Annotated in this window: 13 protein-coding genes; 5 read left to right on the forward strand and 8 right to left on the reverse strand. The window is 59.8% G+C overall.

Translation table 11 applies throughout. The features are described from left to right. From ACSQ9D_RS13790 to ACSQ9D_RS13800, 3 genes are read right to left on the reverse strand one after another with little or no spacing between them, the layout of a single operon-like run. The gene (locus ACSQ9D_RS13790) at positions 1–1,542 is read right to left on the reverse strand and encodes a DHA2 family efflux MFS transporter permease subunit (RefSeq protein ID WP_436282687.1); all 1,542 of its coding nucleotides are present in this window, start codon (positions 1,540–1,542) and stop codon (positions 1–3) included. Then, positions 1,535–2,761 (reverse strand): HlyD family secretion protein, encoded by a 1,227-nt coding sequence (locus ACSQ9D_RS13795; protein ID WP_436282688.1) that lies wholly within the window; start codon positions 2,759–2,761, stop codon positions 1,535–1,537. The genes ACSQ9D_RS13790 and ACSQ9D_RS13795 overlap by 8 nt, the downstream gene beginning before the upstream one ends. Next, positions 2,754–3,218: a MarR family winged helix-turn-helix transcriptional regulator gene (locus tag ACSQ9D_RS13800; RefSeq protein WP_436282689.1), complete on the reverse strand. Its 465-nt coding sequence runs from the start codon at positions 3,216–3,218 to the stop codon at positions 2,754–2,756. The genes ACSQ9D_RS13795 and ACSQ9D_RS13800 overlap by 8 nt, the downstream gene beginning before the upstream one ends. A 412-nt stretch (positions 3,219–3,630) precedes the next feature. On the opposite strand from ACSQ9D_RS13800, the gene ACSQ9D_RS13805 reads away from it, so the two are divergent. Both ACSQ9D_RS13805 and ACSQ9D_RS13810 read left to right on the forward strand, forming a co-directional pair. Beyond that, a complete protein-coding gene (locus tag ACSQ9D_RS13805; RefSeq protein WP_436282690.1) occupies positions 3,631–4,806 on the forward strand; it encodes an efflux RND transporter periplasmic adaptor subunit in 1,176 nt (391 codons plus the stop codon). After that, entirely contained in the window at positions 4,803–7,997 is a 3,195-nt protein-coding gene (locus ACSQ9D_RS13810) for an efflux RND transporter permease subunit (RefSeq protein ID WP_436282691.1), read from the forward strand. Before ACSQ9D_RS13805 ends, ACSQ9D_RS13810 begins: the two co-directional genes overlap by 4 nt. On the opposite strand, the gene ACSQ9D_RS13815 is transcribed toward ACSQ9D_RS13810, so the two are convergent. The 4 genes from ACSQ9D_RS13815 to ACSQ9D_RS13830 form a co-directional block, all read right to left on the reverse strand. Beyond that, the gene (locus tag ACSQ9D_RS13815; RefSeq protein ID WP_436282692.1) at positions 7,992–8,999 is read right to left on the reverse strand and encodes an acyltransferase family protein; all 1,008 of its coding nucleotides are present in this window, start codon (positions 8,997–8,999) and stop codon (positions 7,992–7,994) included. The two genes, ACSQ9D_RS13810 and ACSQ9D_RS13815, sit on opposite strands and share 6 nt — an antisense overlap. A gap of 49 nt (positions 9,000–9,048) precedes the next feature. Continuing rightward, on the reverse strand, positions 9,049–10,314 hold the full coding sequence (locus ACSQ9D_RS13820) for an O-antigen ligase family protein (RefSeq protein WP_436282693.1): 1,266 nt from the start codon (positions 10,312–10,314) through the stop codon (positions 9,049–9,051). A gap of 10 nt (positions 10,315–10,324) precedes the next feature. Continuing rightward, the gene (locus tag ACSQ9D_RS13825) at positions 10,325–11,596 is read right to left on the reverse strand and encodes a polysaccharide biosynthesis/export family protein (RefSeq protein WP_436282694.1); all 1,272 of its coding nucleotides are present in this window, start codon (positions 11,594–11,596) and stop codon (positions 10,325–10,327) included. A gap of 75 nt (positions 11,597–11,671) precedes the next feature. Then, positions 11,672–12,352, reverse strand: a complete 681-nt coding sequence (locus ACSQ9D_RS13830) for a sugar transferase (RefSeq protein WP_024317323.1) — start codon at positions 12,350–12,352, stop codon at positions 11,672–11,674. Positions 12,353–13,127: 775 nt separating this feature from the next. Here ACSQ9D_RS13830 and ACSQ9D_RS13835 point away from each other — a divergent pair. Both ACSQ9D_RS13835 and ACSQ9D_RS13840 read left to right on the forward strand, forming a co-directional pair. Beyond that, complete coding sequence (locus tag ACSQ9D_RS13835; protein WP_037120891.1) at positions 13,128–13,394, forward strand: exopolysaccharide production repressor protein; 267 nt, start codon at positions 13,128–13,130, stop codon at positions 13,392–13,394. A 135-nt stretch (positions 13,395–13,529) separates the two neighbouring features. Beyond that, positions 13,530–14,531, forward strand: coding sequence for a glycosyltransferase family 2 protein (locus ACSQ9D_RS13840; RefSeq protein WP_436282695.1), 1,002 nt, complete (start codon positions 13,530–13,532; stop codon positions 14,529–14,531). A gap of 11 nt (positions 14,532–14,542) precedes the next feature. Here ACSQ9D_RS13840 and ACSQ9D_RS13845 read toward each other — a convergent pair whose 3' ends face one another. Next, entirely contained in the window at positions 14,543–15,502 is a 960-nt protein-coding gene (locus ACSQ9D_RS13845) for a glycosyltransferase family 2 protein (RefSeq protein WP_436282696.1), read from the reverse strand. A gap of 547 nt (positions 15,503–16,049) precedes the next feature. Here ACSQ9D_RS13845 and ACSQ9D_RS13850 point away from each other — a divergent pair. Further along, a complete protein-coding gene (locus ACSQ9D_RS13850; RefSeq protein WP_436282697.1) occupies positions 16,050–17,168 on the forward strand; it encodes an acyltransferase family protein in 1,119 nt (372 codons plus the stop codon). Position 17,169: the final 1 nt, after the last annotated feature.

Consider the following 17,169-nt stretch of genomic DNA (forward strand, 5'->3'; position numbering starts at 1 on the left):
TCACTCCATCACGGCGCTATGGTCCATCGCCGGAGCGACTTTCGGTTTGCGCAGCAGCAGCACGAGCGGAATGACCGCAAGCGACATGAGCATCAGCAGCTTGAAATCGTCGATATAGGCGATAACAGTCGATTGCAGCGTGATCAGTTCATTGAGCGATGCCCGACCCGCCGCCGTCAGCGGGCTCAGCGCCTGCGCCGCCGTCGCCTCGAAGGCCCGGTTGAACGGTGTGACATAGGCCGCAATCGTCTCGTGATTGACCTGGGCATTTTCGACAAGGAGGGCCGATACGATCGAGATGCCAACACTTGAACCAATGTTTCGCGACAGGTTGTAGAGACCGGTTCCGTCGCCGCGCATGTGCGCCGGCAGCGTCGAGAAGGCGATCGTCGTCAGCGGCACGAACAGGAAGCCAAGCCCGGCGCCCTGAACGAAGCCGACGGAAATGATCGTCCACTGCGAGACATCAGGCGTCCAGCCAGTCATGGCGTACATCGCCCAGGCCGTCAGCCCGAGACCGAGCACCAGCAGCACTCGCGTATCGACCTTGCCGATCAGCCTGCCGACGATGAACATGCACAGCATGGTGCCGAGGCCGCGCGGTCCCATGACGATGCCGGCGGTCATGACGGGATAGCCCATCAGTGTCTGCAAATAAGGCGTCATCAGTGCCAGCGAGGCGAGATAGGTGATGCCGATCACGAAGATAAAGAGCATGCTGACGCTGAAATTTCGGTCCAGAAACAGCTTCGGATTCACGAACGATTTCTCAGCCGTCAGCGTATGCACGATCAACAGGTAGAAGGCCGCGGCGCAAACGATCGCCTCGATCATGATCTCGCCGGATGCGAACCAGTTCAGCTGTTCGCCGCGGTCGAGGAACAGCTGCAGCGATGCAATGCCGAGACTCATCATTCCGAAGCCAAACCAGTCGAGCTTCGCCAGCGCATCCAGCTTCGTCTCGGTGACGTAGGTCACGATACCGGCAAACGCCAGCGCGCCAATCGGCACGTTGATGTAAAACACCCAGCGCCAGCTGATGTTATCGGTCAACCAGCCGCCGATCACGGGTCCGAGGACCGGCCCGACCATGACCGAGACGCCAAATAAGGCCATGGCCGAGCCGCGCTCCTCGACACTATAGATGTCGAGGAGGATGCCCTGAGAGAGTGGAACCAAAGACGCGCCGAAGAGGCCCTGGAGAAGTCGGAAGGCAACAATCTGAGGAAGGCTTTGAGCCAAGCCACACAAGACCGAGGCAACGACAAATCCCGCGATCGCCGCCAGCAGCACCCGCTTGCGCCCGAACTTCGCGGCCAGAAAGCCGGACGGCGGCGTCATGATCGCAGCCGCCACGATATAGGAGGTCAGAACCCAGTTGATCTGGTCAGCGCTCGCCGAGACGCTGCCCTGAATATAGGGCAGCGCCACGTTGGCGATCGTCGTGTCCAGTGCCTGCATGATCACGGCCAGGATGACGCAAGCCGTGATCGCGCCGCGATTGGCTACCGGGGTGGCCGGCGATGATGCAGCGTTACTCATGGTCCTTGCCGCCGGAGCGGCCCAAAAGCTTAGAAACGAAATCCGGAAGACCGCGGGCACGACCCGTATCGACGTCGACGACCGTGCTCATGCCGACGCGAAGCGGCGGCTTGCCGGCGGCGTCATCAATACTGACCCGCATCGGAATGCGCTGCACGACCTTGACCCAATTGCCAGTTGTGTTCTGCGCCGGCAGCAGCGAGAAGCTTGAACCAGACGCCGGGCTGATGCTCTCGACCTTGCCCTTCCACTCCGCGCCCGGGTAGGTGTCGACATAGATCGTCACCGGCTGACCGGGCTTGACATAGGTCAGTTCCGTTTCCTTCGGACTCGCGGCGATCCAGAGGTTGCTTGCCGAAACCAGCGAGAAGGCCTGCGTGGACGCCTGCAGGTAGGAGCCCGGCTGCAGCGAGTTGACGTTTGTCACGATGCCGTCGAACGGCGCCTTGACCACGCTGTGGTCAAGTTCGCGCTGCGCATCGTCCACCTTCGCCTTGGCTTCGAGATAGAGCGGATTGTGTTCTACCGGCTGGTCGGCATTGCCGCCGAGCTGCGCCAGCGTCGCTGCCGCTTCGGCCTTGGCAACGGCAACCTTCTGATGGCCGGCGTCGAGATTGTGCTTGGCCTGGTCGTAGGCAACACGTGTCGCAGCCGAGCTGTTCAGAAGGTTCTGCTGGCGGTCGAACTCGGTCTGATAGTAGGGAATGTCGGCTTCGGCCTGTGTGATCTCGGCAAGCGACTGCTGATAGCTGGCCTTCAGATTGAGGATCTGGTTGCGCACGGCGCCAAGCTGCGCCTGCGCACCGTCGAGTGCGATCCTGAAAGAATCCTGGCGCAAGCTGAAGAGCACCTGGCCCCTCTTGACCGCCTCGTTCTCGTGCACGTTGATCTGGTCGACGATACCGGACACGTCGGTCGTCAGGCCGACCATGTCGGCCTGGATATAGGCATTGTCGGTCGACATGATCTGACCGCCGTTGACGTAGTAATAGCCGCCGACGACGAGCGCGACCGGCAGCAAAGCGAACAGAACGGGCCGCGTGAGGCTGCGCCGGCGGCGGACCTGAGTGCCGCCGGGCGCAGCCACGGCAGTAGCGGGCGCTGAATTGGATGAAGGCGCCTCGGCTACCGTTTCCTCGCGGGGGGAAGTGTCGTTTTCTTCAACTGGGTTTTTGGCATTTGCGTCGGCAACGACGCGCAGGGAGGACTTCTCAGCCATGTCGGGTCTCATTTTCGGCTACCGGGGTTCGGCAGGCCTGCACTAGGTTCGTCTTCATTGCGGATAGGATGTCGAACAGCAGGTCCCGCTGCTCGGGAGGGATACTCTGGAATGCTTCGCTGCGTGTCAGCTCACCGAGCGTGCGCATCTCAGCGAGCAGCGGATGTGCTTCCTCGCGCACGTAGAGAAGCCAGATGCGGCGATCGCTCGGATGTTGACGGCGCTCGATGAGACCGCGGTCGGCGAGTTTGTCAAGAATGCGGACAAGTGTGATCGGCTCGATTTCCAGGATCTCGGCAAGCCCGCCCTGGTGGATTCCCTCGTTGCTGCTGAGGTAGGCAAGCGTCTGCCATTGCGACCGCGTGAGCCCAAGGCAACGCGCGCGCTGCTCGAACCGCTTGCGAAGCAGCCGTGCAACGTCGTGCAACAGGAAGCCGAGAGTAGGATTGCCATTCATAGGAGACCGTGCCGATAATTGATAAGCACACTTATAATATGCCTAGATATATTAAGCGTGTGCAGAGCACAATAGGCGCCCTCCAGATTCCGCAGCTGCGGCCAAAATGCCGCACTGGAATACGCGCGGAGATTTCGGAGGGCTTTCGAAATTGCAACCAGTTGGCATTTGCAATTTCGATCGGCAGCCGTTTAAAGTAGAAATCCAGAGGGTTATCGGAAGTGCAGCGGTCTCGGTCGACCGGTTTTCTCGATGACGAGCACGCATGCGCGGCCGACCGCCGCGATCGTAAATTTGCAATGGCATAGGTGAATGAGGCCAGCGCCCTTGTTCAGAGACATCAAGACATGAACCGCATCACATCAGCATAAGCGACGGCGGCGCTTGCGGCCGTCCGGATAAGGAAACCGCCATGCCTTCCTCGCTTCGACGTCTGCTCACTATTGGCACCTTGGCTCTCCTGCCGTTCAACGCGGCGATGGCGCAGCAGCCAGCCTCCCCCCCGCCCGTTTCCGTCGCCAAACCTGTCGTGCGCGATGTCGTCGACAATGACGAATTCATTGGCCGCTTCGAACCGGTCGATCAGGTATCGGTGCGCTCGCGTATCGGGGGCTACCTGCAGGAAGTGCATTTCACCGACGGCGCACTCGTCAAGCAGGGCGATCTGCTTTTCGTCATTGACCAGAGGCCGTTCAACACCGCGCTGAACGAAGCGAACGCGGCACTGGAGGTGGCCAAGTCCACGCTCGTCTACGCCGAGGCTCAGTTCAAGCGGGCCGAGAGCCTGGCGACGAGCGGCAGCCAGTCGATATCGATCCTTGACGACCGCCGGCGCGAATGGGTTTCGGCACAGGCGAACGTCCGCGGCGCGCAAGCGACGGCTGATCGCGCGGCACTCGACCTCGAATATACGAAGATCACGGCCCCGATCGGCGGGCGCATCGACCGCCGGCTGATCTCCGTCGGCAACTTGGTCCAGGCCGACCAATCGGTGCTGACCACCATCGTTTCGGTGGATCCGATCGACTTCTACTTCGACGTCGACGAGCGCCGCCTTCTTAACTTCGCGCAGACTGCCCGCGAGCGCGGGGTTGATCTGCAGGAGGGCGGCGGCGGCGTCGAGGTCCAGGTAAGGATCACGGATTCGAACGAAAAGCCATTCAAGGGCAAGCTGGACTTCGCTGAAAACCGCATCGACAGCGAGACCGGCACGAAGCGCATACGCGCTCGCTTCGACAACCCGAACTATGTGCTCCAACCGGGCCTATTCGGTCGGGTGTCCGTCGAGGCATCGAACGTTTACAAGGCGATCCTCGTCCCCGACGAGGCGATCGGTTCGGACCAGAACCAACGCGTCGTCTATGTCGTTGGAGATGACGGAACGGTCACGGCAAAGCCTGTGCGCCCCGGCCCGCGCCTCTATGGTTATCGCGTGATCCGTGAGGGCATGGACGGCAACGAGACGATCGTCATCAATGGCCTCCTGCGGGCACGCCCAGGCTCCAAGGTCACGCCGCAGGTGGTCGAGCTTCCGCAAAGCCGCGAGGAAATTGCGCCAGAAGCCGCCGGCCTGGAGCTCAGCCGATGAGATTTGCGCACTTCTTCGTCGACCGCCCGATCTTCGCGTCGGTGCTCTCGATCGTGCTGCTCATCGTCGGCGGCATCGCCTATTTTCAGTTACCCGTGGCGCAATACCCCGAGATTGCGCCACCGACCATCGTTATCCGCACCTCCTATCCCGGCGCTGATGCCGAGACGATCGCCAATACCGTTTCGACACCGATCGAGCAGGAGGTCAACGGCGTCGAGGACATGCTTTACATGTCCTCCTATTCGACCGCTGACGGCTCGATGGCACTGACCGTGACCTTCAAACTCGGCACGGACCTCGACAAGGCGCAAGTCCTTGTCCAGAACCGCGTTGCCATCGCCGAACCACGCCTTCCCGAAGAGGTTCGGCGCATCGGCATCACGACGGCAAAGAGTTCGCCCGACCTGATGATGGTGGTGCATCTGCTGTCCCCGAACTCTCGGTACGATCAGCTTTACGTCTCCAACTACGCGCGCACACGCATCCGCGACACGCTTGTTCGCCTTGATGGCGTTGGCGACGTCATCCTGTTCGGCGAGCGCGAGTATTCGCTGCGCATCTGGCTCGATCCGCAGAAACTGTCAGCCTACGGCATGACGTCGAGCGACGTCGTCGATGCGCTGCGAGAACAGAACGTGCAGGTTTCCGGCGGCTCGATCGGCGGACCGCCGGCTGCCGGCACCAACGCCTTCCAATATACGGTGACGACCCAGGGACGCTTCTCGGATGCAAGACAATTCCGCTACGTCATCGTCAAGGCGACCGCGGAAGGGCGCCTCGTTCAGCTGCAGGATATCGCCCGCATCGAACTCGGCGCCAAAGACTACGTCACAAATAGCTATCTGAACGGCAAGCCGGCCGTCGCGCTCGGCATTTTCGCGCGTCCCGGCACCAATGCGCTCGCCGCCGCAGCCGAAATCAAGAGGACGATGGACACCGTCGCTCAGGATTTCCCGCAAGGTCTCAGCTACGACATCGTCTACAACCCGACTGAATTCATCGCGGAATCGATCAACGAGGTCTACAAGACGATCGCTGAAGCCGCCCTGCTCGTCGCCATCGTGGTTCTCATATTTCTACAGTCATGGCGAACGGCAATCATCCCCATCGTCGCCATCCCGGTCTCGCTGATCGGCACCTTTGCCTTTCTGCTCGCCTTCGGCTTCTCGCTCAACATGCTGACGCTGTTCGGCTTGGTGCTGGCAATCGGCATCGTCGTCGACGACGCGATCGTCGTGGTCGAAAATGTCGAGCGCAACCTGGCAAAGGGAATGACACCGCGGGAGGCCGCGCATGTGACGATGAACGAAGTCGGCACGGCAGTCGTCGCGATCTCGCTCGTGCTGATCGCCGTCTTTGTGCCGACCGCCTTCATCCCCGGCATTTCGGGTCAGTTCTATCGCCAGTTCGCGGTGACGATCTCGGTGGCCACCGCAATCTCGGCGCTGAACTCACTGACCCTCTCGCCGGCCCTCGCTGCACTGGTGTTGAAGCCCCACGAGGAGCATGAGAAGCGTCGCAATCCGATTGCGCGTTTCGGAAGCGCTCTTGCGAACGGATTCAACAAAGGGTTCGACAGGTTGAGTGCGGGCTATTCATGGATCGTCCGTCACACGGTGCAGACGGTCGCCGCACGATTGCTCGCCCTGCTCGTCTTTGTCGGCCTGCTCGGCGCGACATACTATATGAGCCGGATCGTTCCGGGTGGCTTCGTCCCCGTGATGGACCAGGGCTACGCCATTGTCGTCGTGCAACTGCCGGACGGTGCAGCCCTTTCCCGCACCGACGCCGTTATCGAGCGCGCTTCGGAAATCATCCGCAACACACCAGGCGTGAAGAATGCCGTAGCCTTCTCGGGCTTCAGCGGCGCGACATTCACCAATGCCTCCAACTCCGGCGTCGTCTTCGCTGCCTTCGACACCTTCGAAAACCGCCTGGAGCACGGGCAGACGGCGTCCAAGATCATTGGACAACTCTACGGGAGCCTGCAGGCAATCCAGGAAGCCTTCATCATCGCTATCCCGCCGCCGCCGATTTCCGGTATCGGCAATGCGGGCGGCTTCAAGATGCAGCTTATGGATCGCGAAAGCTCCGACATGCGCCGCATTCTTGGCGTCGCCTACCAGCTGATGGGCATGGCCAACCAGACAGAGGGCCTGACGGGCGTCTTTACGACGTTCTCCGCCAACAGCCCGCAGTACTTCCTCGAAATCGACCGCGACAAGGCGCGTACGCTGAACGTACCGATCTCCAACATTTTTGATACGCTGTCGATCAATCTCGGCACATCCTATGTCAACGATTTCAATGCTTTCGGGCGTGTCTACCAGGTGCGGGCCCAGGCCGACCAACAATATCGCGTCGAGCGGGACGACATCCTCGCCCTGAAGGTAAGATCCGCCACCGGCGCACTCGTCCCGCTTGGCACGCTGGTCGATATCCGCGACACCAGCGGCCCCTCGCTCGTCCAGCACTATAATATGTACGTGTCCGTACCCGTGCAGGGCAATGCCGCCCCCGGCGTTTCGACGGGCACTGCATTGGACAAGATGGAAGGCCTTGCCAAGCAGCTACTGCCAGCGGGAACAACCTTCGAGTGGACCGAAATCGCCTTTCAGGAACGCAACACCGGCAACACGGCGATCTATATCTTCGCCCTGTCGGTCGTCTTCGTCTTCCTGGCACTGTCGGCGCAGTATGAAAGTTGGGTCCTGCCGCTTGCCATCATCCTGATCGTTCCCCTTGCGATCCTGGCCGCCTTGATCGGCGTTCACCTGCGCGGGATGGACAACAATATCCTGACGCAGATCGGGTTGATCGTGCTGATCGGCCTGGCAGCCAAGAACGCCATCCTGATCGTGGAGTTCGCGAGACAGGCGCAGGACGAGGGCAAATCGGCGGTCGAGGCCGCCATCGAGGCCAGTCACCTCCGTCTGCGGCCGATCCTGATGACCGCCTTCGCGTTCATCTTCGGCGTCGTGCCGCTGATGATCGCCACCGGCCCCGGCGCCGAAATGCGTCAATCGCTCGGAACGGCCGTTTTCTCAGGGATGCTTGGCGTAACGATTTTCGGCCTGTTCCTGACACCCGTCTTCTACGTCGTGCTGCGCGCGCGCCGGCGAAAACCAGTTGCGCAGACCGAGACCGCGCCGCCCTCCGAGGAAGCTGCCACCGAAACCTCTTCATGAAGGGCGCCGCTCGACCGCGTTCTGTTTGAGCAGGTCTGACGACAGGATCTTCCGGAGCGGCTTCTCGACAAGCTCGTAGGCTGCGGCTCCGAGGATCGTGCCTCCTATGACGGCGATTACGATCGTCGGCGTTGCCGACAGCCCAAATGCGCCTGCAGCCTTGACGATCACGGAGATCGCCAGCGTATGCCAGAGGTAGATCGAATAGGAAGCATCACCGAGATAGGTGAGAAGCGGTACGCGGCCTATGCTGCCACCCGCCTCGAGGGACACCATGCCGTAGACCAGCGCCATGGCGAGCGGCCCGCAGATCGCTTCATCGAAATTGGCTCCGATCAGGAAGATGGTGGCAAAGCCGGAGAGCGATGCGCCGACGCAAGCTAGCCCCAGACTGGTGCCCGCAATCCAGCGTCGGATCCACAGTTCCGCCAGGAAGACACCCCCGAGGAATTCCAGAATGATTGGCCGCGTATAGGTGCTGAGCACGGGCGATGCTGGCTTAAAGAGAAGGCCGACAAGGAAAAAGCCACCGAAGATGACCGTCAGATAGGCCAACCGCCAGCGACGCGGCAGGAAGAGCGCACCGGCAAACAACACGTAAAAGAACATCTCGAAATTCAGCGTCCAACCCTGAACGAGGACCGGCCAGATATCACCGGTGCTCGGCGACTGGGCAGGAATGAAGAAGAGTGAGGCAATGATATGGGCGCCAGTGAGCTTCAGGTTCGGGAAGAGGCCGATCACCGCGCCGGCGATCATCACGCTCGTCACCAGCCAGTAGGACGGCGCGATGCGACGAATGCGATCAAGCAGGAATCCCTGCGGCGTCATCGATCGGCGGTCGCTGATGACCCACATGATGAAGCCGCTGATGACGAAGAAGACGTCGACGCCGGCAGCGCCAATGGCGAAATGCTCACCGGACTTTTCCGCTGCATGGAAGACCACGACGGCAAGTGCCGCAAAGGCGCGCAGATATTGGATGCCGTAAAGTGTCTTCATCCGGATTCCTCGGAAGACCGGTCGAGCGCCGGTCGAAAATGCAATGACGTTATTGAGTGACGGGCTCTGGCGACGTCTGTCGTTGCCATGAGCTCACCGCCGGTTGGCGGCGCGCTATCGCCAGCTTCCCGGCGGCAAAGTAGAAAAGAAACGTTCCGACGTTGTATGGGGTCAGAATGTCGATCTCGACAAAGGAGCGGATCGTCAGCAGCACCGCGATCGAAAACAGCAGATAGGATTCATCGTTCCTGAAATCCTCGATGACCCGGCGCAAGTGCCCCCACAGAATCCGCAACAACATGACGGCAAGAACGATGACGCCCGCCAGTCCCAGCTCGACGGCCGTTTCGATGTAGGTGTTGTGGAAGTGGAAGCCGCTGCGCGATCCGATGAAGAACTCTTCCCACAGCCGCTCCGGCTCGGAGAAGCCCTGGACCCAATAGGCCTGGTAGCCGATTCCCAATACCGGGTTTTGCTTGGCCGCCTCGATCCCCTGCTGCCATAGATAGGTACGCCCGGTCAGCGTGGAATCCTTGCCGAAGATGCCGAGAACGGCATCGACCGCCCCCAGATAGACACCAGCAACGGCAAGGACGATCACGGCGACGCCGCCGCCGACCACCAGCAGCTTGCGATGGTCGGGGGCAAGTGCGAGGACGACGCGCAGTCCCATCATCAGGGCGATCACGACGGCTGTCGTCAAAACCGACGTCGCAGACTGGCAGGCGATGAGGCAGTAGGCCGATAGCAGCCCGACCACGCCCGAAGCCGCCATCCAGAGGCGTCTCTCACCGAAGATGAAGACAGCCGCAAAAGCGACGATCAGGCCAAGCGACGCATAAAAGCCAAGCTGGTTCTTCGAGGCGAAGGCCCCCACGAAACTGAAGGTGCCATCCAGCGGATCGTACTCGTAGTAGCCAAACAGCAGCGAGTACACGAGAACGATCCCGACGCCCGCGACCATCCCCACCGTCAGGGTTCTCACATCGAGCACCCGCACCGCGATCAGGGCACAGATGACCTGCGTCAGATACTGGATGCTGGCGCGTAGCGAAATGCTGGGAACCGCCGACCAGAAGACCGACAGGAAGGCAACCGCCGCAAAGGCATAGATCCAGAGGTAGCGACCATGGCTGCCGAGTACCTTCTTGTAGTCAACGGCGATGAGCGGCAGCCAGAGCGCATAGTAAAGCAGGATCGCCGCCTGCCCGAACTTGATCGAGTAGGCGAAGCAAAAAAGCGACAGCGCCACGGCGGGGATGGCATAGGCCGCGTTCCCGCCTGGCTGGATGAGCACCGATTTTGCGATCCGCATTGCGGCCTCGTTATCTCATAGCCAATCCGGCGGTGATCTTGATCAGGTCGCCGGGCTGCAAGGCTGTGTTTTCCTGAACCGGAATCTCCTTCGCCTTCCCGTCGACCTCGCGGATGATCGAATAGGCAATGCTGGCAGCGCCGCTCGTCGTGTCGAAGCGTGCCGCATCAGTCGATTGCGTCAGGGCTTCCGACATCAGCGAGTTGCTGGTGTTCAGCTTGAGATTGAGTTCGTCGAGTTGGGCGTCGGCATTCTGAAGTTCCTGGGCAAGCTGCGCATCCCAGTCGTTGCGAAGCGTGATCTCGTCCTGATTGGCCTTGCTGATATCCTGCTTGGCCTTCAGCGAATTGGTATCGATATCGAGGAGCGTCGCCTCGGTATCGGCAGCGCGCTGCTCGGCCGCCATCTTGCGGGCACTGAGCGCAAGACCCTTTTCGGCAAGATCTTCGACCTTGTCGCGATCCTCCGTTGCGAGCTGCAGCTGCCGTGTCTGCGTTTCGGTCTTCTTGGCAAGAGTCTCGACTTCGCTTTGCAGCAGTTGCTTGAGGTCAGCAAGCGCCTGAAGCTGCAGCGTCAGCCGCTTCTTGCGCGTGTTCAGGAGAGCCGTTTCGCTGTCAAGCAGGGCCTTAGCCTCCGGCTTGTCCTGAAGCTCCTTCGGCATTTCGATCGTGTCCTGGCCCGCGGTCTCGGCGCGCAGCCGCGCCTGCTTCACCAGCAGGCGTGCACGGTCGGCCATGTAGACGACAGCGTCACCCTTGGCATTGATGAAGTCGCGCGCAAACCGCTGCCCGGCATCCGCACGGCGCAGACCGCCGGCAAGGCTCACGGCCTTTACGACCGTGAGATTGGGCGCAAACGGGTATTCGCCGGGCTTTTCGACGTCGCCTGACAGATAAACCGGCCGGAATTCCGACAATTCCACCGAGGCGGACGGCCGGTCCTTCAGAGCAAATTGCTTCTGCAGAGCCGAACCGATCTCCTGGGCGATCGCGTCGGTGGTTTTGCCCGATGCAGGCAAATCGCCGACGAAAGGCAGGGAAATGCTTCCTGAAGGCCCGACCGTGTAGTCCCCACTGACGACTGACCAGTCGCGGATGCTGCCATCCGCGGTCTGCCATTCGGCCACCCGGATCTTCAGCTTGTCCATGATGCCGAGACGGTAGTCGTCGGCAAAAGCAAGCGATGACGACGCCAGAAAAGCACCAAATCCGGCTGCGAAAACAATACCGGATCTTAGCGTGCGACGTCGTGCGGCCCTGCCGTCAAGAAAGCGTTTTTCCATGTACCTTCCCCGTGTTTCAGCACGACAAGCCGCAAGGCGTTGCCGCGCAGTACTCTTTGGGTTTTGAGATGCGGCTTAGTAGCTGCCGCGTTGAGCGCATACCGCCGGGATTGTGCGTGCGATGATCACGACATCCCGAACCAGCGACCAGTTTTCGACATAGTGCGTATCGAAGGCGACGCGGGTTGCGTAAGAAACGTCATTGCGTCCGCTGATCTGCCAGAGGCCCGTCAGGCCAGGGCGGGACTGCAGATAATAGACGGCCGCATTCTCGTACATTTCGAGTTCGTCTCGAACGACCGGACGCGGACCGACGACGCTCATTTCGCCGCGGATGATATTGAAGAGCTGGGGCAGCTCATCAAGGCTCAACTTGCGTAGAACGGCACCGACGGCAGTGACCCGGGGGTCGTCCTGCAGCTTGCGCGTTGCACGCCACTCTTCCATGGCCTTCGGATTGTTGCGCAGGTACTCCTGCAGAACCTTGTCACCATTGGTGACCATTGTCCGAAACTTCAGGCAACGGAACTCCTGGCCATTATGGCCGATGCGGCGATGCCCGTAGAAGATCGGCCCCCTGTCGGAAAGCTTCACAAGCAACATCACCATCAAAAAAAGCGGGCTCAGAAAGATGAGCCCGAGGCAGGCGGCGGACATATCGAATGCCCGTTTTGCGATCCCGCCAGTCGGCGGAAACACGCTCTGATGAACTACGCCATAAAATGGCGAACTGTCCGATCTCGTCGCAGACTTCATAGAGGTAACTCCACTTATGTTTGCCGTTTGGTCGGGTAGGCTCAGGCCACTTAGCTGGCGCTGACGAATTCGAAGTGTATGAGGTGATTTTGTTTTTTTAAGCCACAATTTTAAGACCGGGGCTTTACGACGTGTTTTTGTAGCCGCCGTTCAACTTTTTTGTTTTTAAGTTTCTGCTGAAACAGCTATACAATTCTCTGGCGATCTGGAAATAATCTCTGCGTGTACCAATAAAAGTCTCGGCCATTGCTATGCGCACGAAAGATACTGAAGTCTAGGTCCTTCGGGCATGGTGCCGACAATTGGTGGTTTGCATTGGCGGCTTCTGGAAAGGCCGCGGATTGTATTTGTCGAAAGACCCCGTTTATTGCATTGCACCATCAATTTTGCACTGCAAAAGCTAACCGATTGAATTTAAAACTTTGTAATAAAAGTTGAACGGACAACCGCTCGGACCCACCCCGTATGACCGACATTGTGGCACTAATGGATACGTGTATTGCCCAATTGCGCGCAACCAAAGATGGATGCAATATTTTTTAATCATCTTTCGCGAATCCGATGGAACGGTGGCAGCACGTGGCATTTTTACCAATAGCCGGAAGAAACCCTTAAGATCGTCGCTGTACTACCCATTTCGCAGACGCAAAAAACGTCTCCAGAGCTTCAGTTCAAACAGGAAGTCCTGTAAAACATTATCCCTAGGAAGGATCCTGGTGGCGCTTTCGTCTTCAATGATTGTTCGTTGAACGAAGCTCCGATGGAGGAGGCAACGATGTATGCACCTCGCGTTATCTTCAGCATGCTCGGCGCATTGGCCGTATTTGCTGTTGCGACGTATTGGCTGAGTGGTTCTCTGACCGGCACCGCGATCAAGACGGCGATTTGTGCCGTCCTGCTTCAGACCGGCTACTTCGGCGGCATCCTATACCTCGTTTGGAAGGAAGCCCGCAGCCGCACGAGCCGCCCCGCAGTGAAGCGCGAAGAGGCCGAAAAGCTGCCTGTCAGGCCGTTCAACGGCTCTGAACCCTTCAACCGCTAAGCGTTGCGATTCGCGGCGCTGCTGTCGCTCTCCAACATGGAAAGCAGCCCCCGTTCGTAACATCATTTGAACAGCCGACCGTTGTCCGCCACATCTTGACGTCCTAGTTGTTGGGAGAAACAACGGAGGTAAAGCGTGGCAAAAACCGCAAGCATTTGCGTCATCATCGCTGCCAAGAACGCAGCGGACACCATCGAAACCGCCGTTAGATCGGCCCTTCGGGAGCCGGAAGTGGCCGAAGTGGTCGTCGTCGACGATGGCTCCAGCGACGGCACGGCAGAGGCCGCAAGACGTGCGGATGACGCCAGCGGCAGGCTGAATGTCGTCAGATTCGACCAGAACAAAGGGCCGTCTGGCGCCCGAAACCACGCCATCGACATCTCTTCGGCACCCCTGATCGCAATCCTCGATGCGGACGATTTCTTCTTCGATGGACGCTTTCGCCGGATGCTCGCGGAAGACGACTGGGAGTTTGTTGCCGACAACATCGCCTTCGTCGACGCTGATACGGCGAGCCAGGCGCCCCAGCGGCTCCAGCAATTTTCCGAAAGTCCGCTTTTCCTCGACCTGCCCACCTTTGTCGATGGCAACATTTCCAAGCGTGGCGTCCGCCGCGGCGAGATCGGCTTCCTCAAGCCGATCATGCGCCGGGCCTTCCTGGACAAGCATGGCTTGCGTTACCGCGAGGAGATGCGGCTTGGAGAGGATTACGACCTCTACATCCGCGCCCTGGCGCTCGGCGCGCGCTACAAGGTGATTCACAGCTGCGGCTACGGGGCTGTCGTGCGCGGAAATTCGCTCAGCGGCACCCACCGCACCGACGATCTTCGCCGCCTTTACGAGGCCGATCGCGCGCTCCTGACGTCATCGAGATTGACGCCAGAGGCCGCAGAAGCCGTGCGTCGGCATGAGCGGCATGTGCGCGGCAAATATGAGCTGCGGCGGTTCCTCGACATCAAGTCGCAATCAGGCCCGCTGGCAGCAATCGCCCACATCGCAACGCACCCTGCGGCGTTCCCGTCTGTCGCAGCAGGCATCCTGATGGACAAGACGGAGCGGATGCGCAATCCCGGTGGCGTCTCCGTCACCGCGCAGGGCAATGGCTTGCGATATCTTCTGAGCGCCCCGGCCAAGTAGCCGGGGCTCGACTATCTCGAGAACTTGCCGGCAGCCAGCTGCAGCGCGCTTTGAAGCAAACGGGGATCGCGCGCTGCCCAGCGTGCGAGCAACTTGAAATCGGGCTTCTTGCGGCGACGCAGAAGCCCGATCTGGCTCCAGATCGCCTGCTTTCGCGCGGTGTTCTTGTGCGCCTTGATCGTTTCGACCTCCTGCGGCCTGCCAGAGAAGCGGCTCTCCAGTTGGTCAAGCGCCATCCAGGTGATGAACTGCTGCTTGAGGAACTCCGGTGAGGCGTTGTCGACGCCGTGGAAGATGTTGATGCCTTCCCCGCGCAGCGCCCCCGGCTCTGCGCAAAGCAGCACCTGTTTCGCCGCAATGATGCAATCGCAGAAGAACAGGACATCCTCGGCCGCCAAGCGCAGGGCCGCGTCGAAACGAACCCTTTCGAACAGCGGTCGGCCGATGACCATGCAGGACATGTGCAGGAAGGCCCAGTTTTTCAGCATGACGCCGGCGAGATCCGGCACATCGAGGATCAGCGGCCTGTCCAGCAGACGCCGAGCCCCGTCTTCTCTCTCGAGCGCGGCGATACCGAAATGATAGTCGAATTCCTCGCCCCCTTCGATCGACGCCCAGTAGCAGTCGCCACCGAAAGCTTCCATCGCGTTGGCCGCATTCGCCAGATGATCGGGTGTCCAGACGTCGTCGGAGTCGAGGAAGGCAACATACCGCGTCGCTTCCGGCACATGATCGAGACCGGTATTTCTGGCTCCCCCTGGCCCAGCGTTGGGCTGAGCGATCACCGTGACGCGCGCCCTGTCCTTCTCCGACAGGCGAGCCAGGTCCGCATCGGGGGAGCGTGGTGACTGGTCGTCGACGACGATGACATCAACATCCTTGAAGCTTTGCGAGAAGACCGACGCCAGGGCGCGGCTAAGAATGCCGTCCTCACGCTGATAGAAGGGGATGATGATCGTGAAGGCCGCCATATACTCTCCTTGAGATACGCGAAGTGATGTTTCTACCCCAGCGCATCTAGGGGTGATTGAAAGCCAAGCAAGTCTGCTGCACTGCAAAAGGATGACGTTCATTTCGGCCGAAGTTTGTCAAAGCGGATTGGTAGATCGCACCAGAGCCGATCGTATCGAAACGAAACTGCTGCCCGGTCGCCGGTCGCAATTCGGCCACGATCGGAGCGGTTCGTCAGCCCCGCCTTGTAACAATCGTTCACCAGTCAACAAAAACTTTTGCCCTGCGTGGCGAGGGAAATAGCCAGAAATTGATGAATATCATCATGTTATGAAATACACTGCTGTCGTTGACGTTCGGGACGATTCAGGCAGGCCGACATATAGGCTTTTTCCCATACTGAGCCAGGACAGGACGACTGTTACGAAGTGGGACCCCGATCACTTTTTGCTGCACTGCCATATTTTCTTCCGTGAATCCGCCCTAACTTCGGCGTGCGGGCTCGAGTCTGCTCTGATTGAAAACGGTCGCAAGGGGAGGTGCGGCCCAAAAGGGGTGACTGATAACGTGAATGTTGATGCGAACGTATCGTCGCGGATCAATCTGATGCGCATCGTGCTCATTTCGGGCATTGTGTTCGTCCATATACCGTTCGACGCCGCCAGCAGTCCCTACGACGGGACCTACGGCGCATTTGACTGGATCCGGGTTTTCCTGACGGAGGCGCTCTTTCGCGTCGGCGTTCCCTGCCTGAGCGCGATCTCGGGCTATCTGCTGTTTCGCAGTGGACAGGAAAACTTCAGTTACAAGAAAGCCGTGCGCACGAAGGTGCAGACGGTGTTTTTGCCGTTCCTGCTTTGGAACTGCGCGTTTATCGCGGCGATCGTCCTGGCCACCAGCCTCGGGGTTGGCGAGGGCTATCTGCCCGACCCTTTGAACGCGTCCGGCCGCGATCTGATGACGCAAGTGCTGGCGGTGGAGGATTTTCCGGCCAACGTGCCCCTCTATTTCCTGCGTGATCTTTTCGTCTGCATCCTGCTTTCGCCGATCCTCGCGTGGCTGATCAGCCGCGCTCCGATTCTGACGCTGACCGCCTTGCTGGCAATCGCGCTGGTTCCGGAGCTGTCGATCTACATCGTTCTGAAGCGCTCGATCCTCTTCAGCTTCAGTCTCGGCATCTTCATTGCCCTGCAGCAGTTCGACCTCAGGGCGCTCGATCGCTTCGCCCCGATTGGCGTCTTCCTGCTGCTCGCCGCCTCGGCACTTCTGGCGACGGCGATCTTCTTCACCGGCCCTTCCCTGCCGGACTGGGTGCAATTCTTCCGCAATGCGCTGGCAATCGTCGGCGCACTCGGCTTCTGGCTGCTGTCGGCTCCTTTGATCAAGACGCAACTCGGCCAACGGCTTGCGAAAACCGGAAGCCTGAGCTTCTGGATCTTTTGCGCCCACTACCCGCTGCTCGTCTTTCTATGGATCCTGTGGGGCAAGGCGGATGTGAGCTTCTATCCACTCTTCTTCGTCCTGTCTTTCGCCCTGGTGTTTCCGTTTCTAGCCTTTTCGAACGGACTGTGTCGGAAGAATTTCCCACGCATCTACGCAATTCTGACGGGCGGCCGAACCAAGCGGTCCGCGACGCCGTCCTCGCCCCACGACGTCTCTCCCAAACTCGTTACACAGCAAAGGTGAC

Source organism: Rhizobium sp. LjRoot258, assembly GCF_964254185.1.
In the GTDB taxonomy this organism is placed as follows: domain Bacteria; phylum Pseudomonadota; class Alphaproteobacteria; order Rhizobiales; family Rhizobiaceae; genus Rhizobium.

What these genes read in the sequence shown, in the direction of transcription:
- ACSQ9D_RS13790 (WP_436282687.1), bottom strand. Translation starts at nt 1,542, where the DNA reads ATGAGTAACGCTGCATCATCGCCGGCCACCCCGGTAGCCAATCGCGGC.
- ACSQ9D_RS13795 (WP_436282688.1), bottom strand. Translation starts at nt 2,761, where the DNA reads ATGGCTGAGAAGTCCTCCCTGCGCGTCGTTGCCGACGCAAATGCCAAA.
- ACSQ9D_RS13800 (WP_436282689.1), bottom strand. Translation starts at nt 3,218, where the DNA reads ATGAATGGCAATCCTACTCTCGGCTTCCTGTTGCACGACGTTGCACGG.
- ACSQ9D_RS13805 (WP_436282690.1), top strand. Translation starts at nt 3,631, where the DNA reads ATGCCTTCCTCGCTTCGACGTCTGCTCACTATTGGCACCTTGGCTCTC.
- ACSQ9D_RS13810 (WP_436282691.1), top strand. Translation starts at nt 4,803, where the DNA reads ATGAGATTTGCGCACTTCTTCGTCGACCGCCCGATCTTCGCGTCGGTG.
- ACSQ9D_RS13815 (WP_436282692.1), bottom strand. Translation starts at nt 8,999, where the DNA reads ATGAAGACACTTTACGGCATCCAATATCTGCGCGCCTTTGCGGCACTT.
- ACSQ9D_RS13820 (WP_436282693.1), bottom strand. Translation starts at nt 10,314, where the DNA reads ATGCGGATCGCAAAATCGGTGCTCATCCAGCCAGGCGGGAACGCGGCC.
- ACSQ9D_RS13825 (WP_436282694.1), bottom strand. Translation starts at nt 11,596, where the DNA reads ATGGAAAAACGCTTTCTTGACGGCAGGGCCGCACGACGTCGCACGCTA.
- ACSQ9D_RS13830 (WP_024317323.1), bottom strand. Translation starts at nt 12,352, where the DNA reads ATGAAGTCTGCGACGAGATCGGACAGTTCGCCATTTTATGGCGTAGTT.
- ACSQ9D_RS13835 (WP_037120891.1), top strand. Translation starts at nt 13,128, where the DNA reads ATGTATGCACCTCGCGTTATCTTCAGCATGCTCGGCGCATTGGCCGTA.
- ACSQ9D_RS13845 (WP_436282696.1), bottom strand. Translation starts at nt 15,502, where the DNA reads ATGGCGGCCTTCACGATCATCATCCCCTTCTATCAGCGTGAGGACGGC.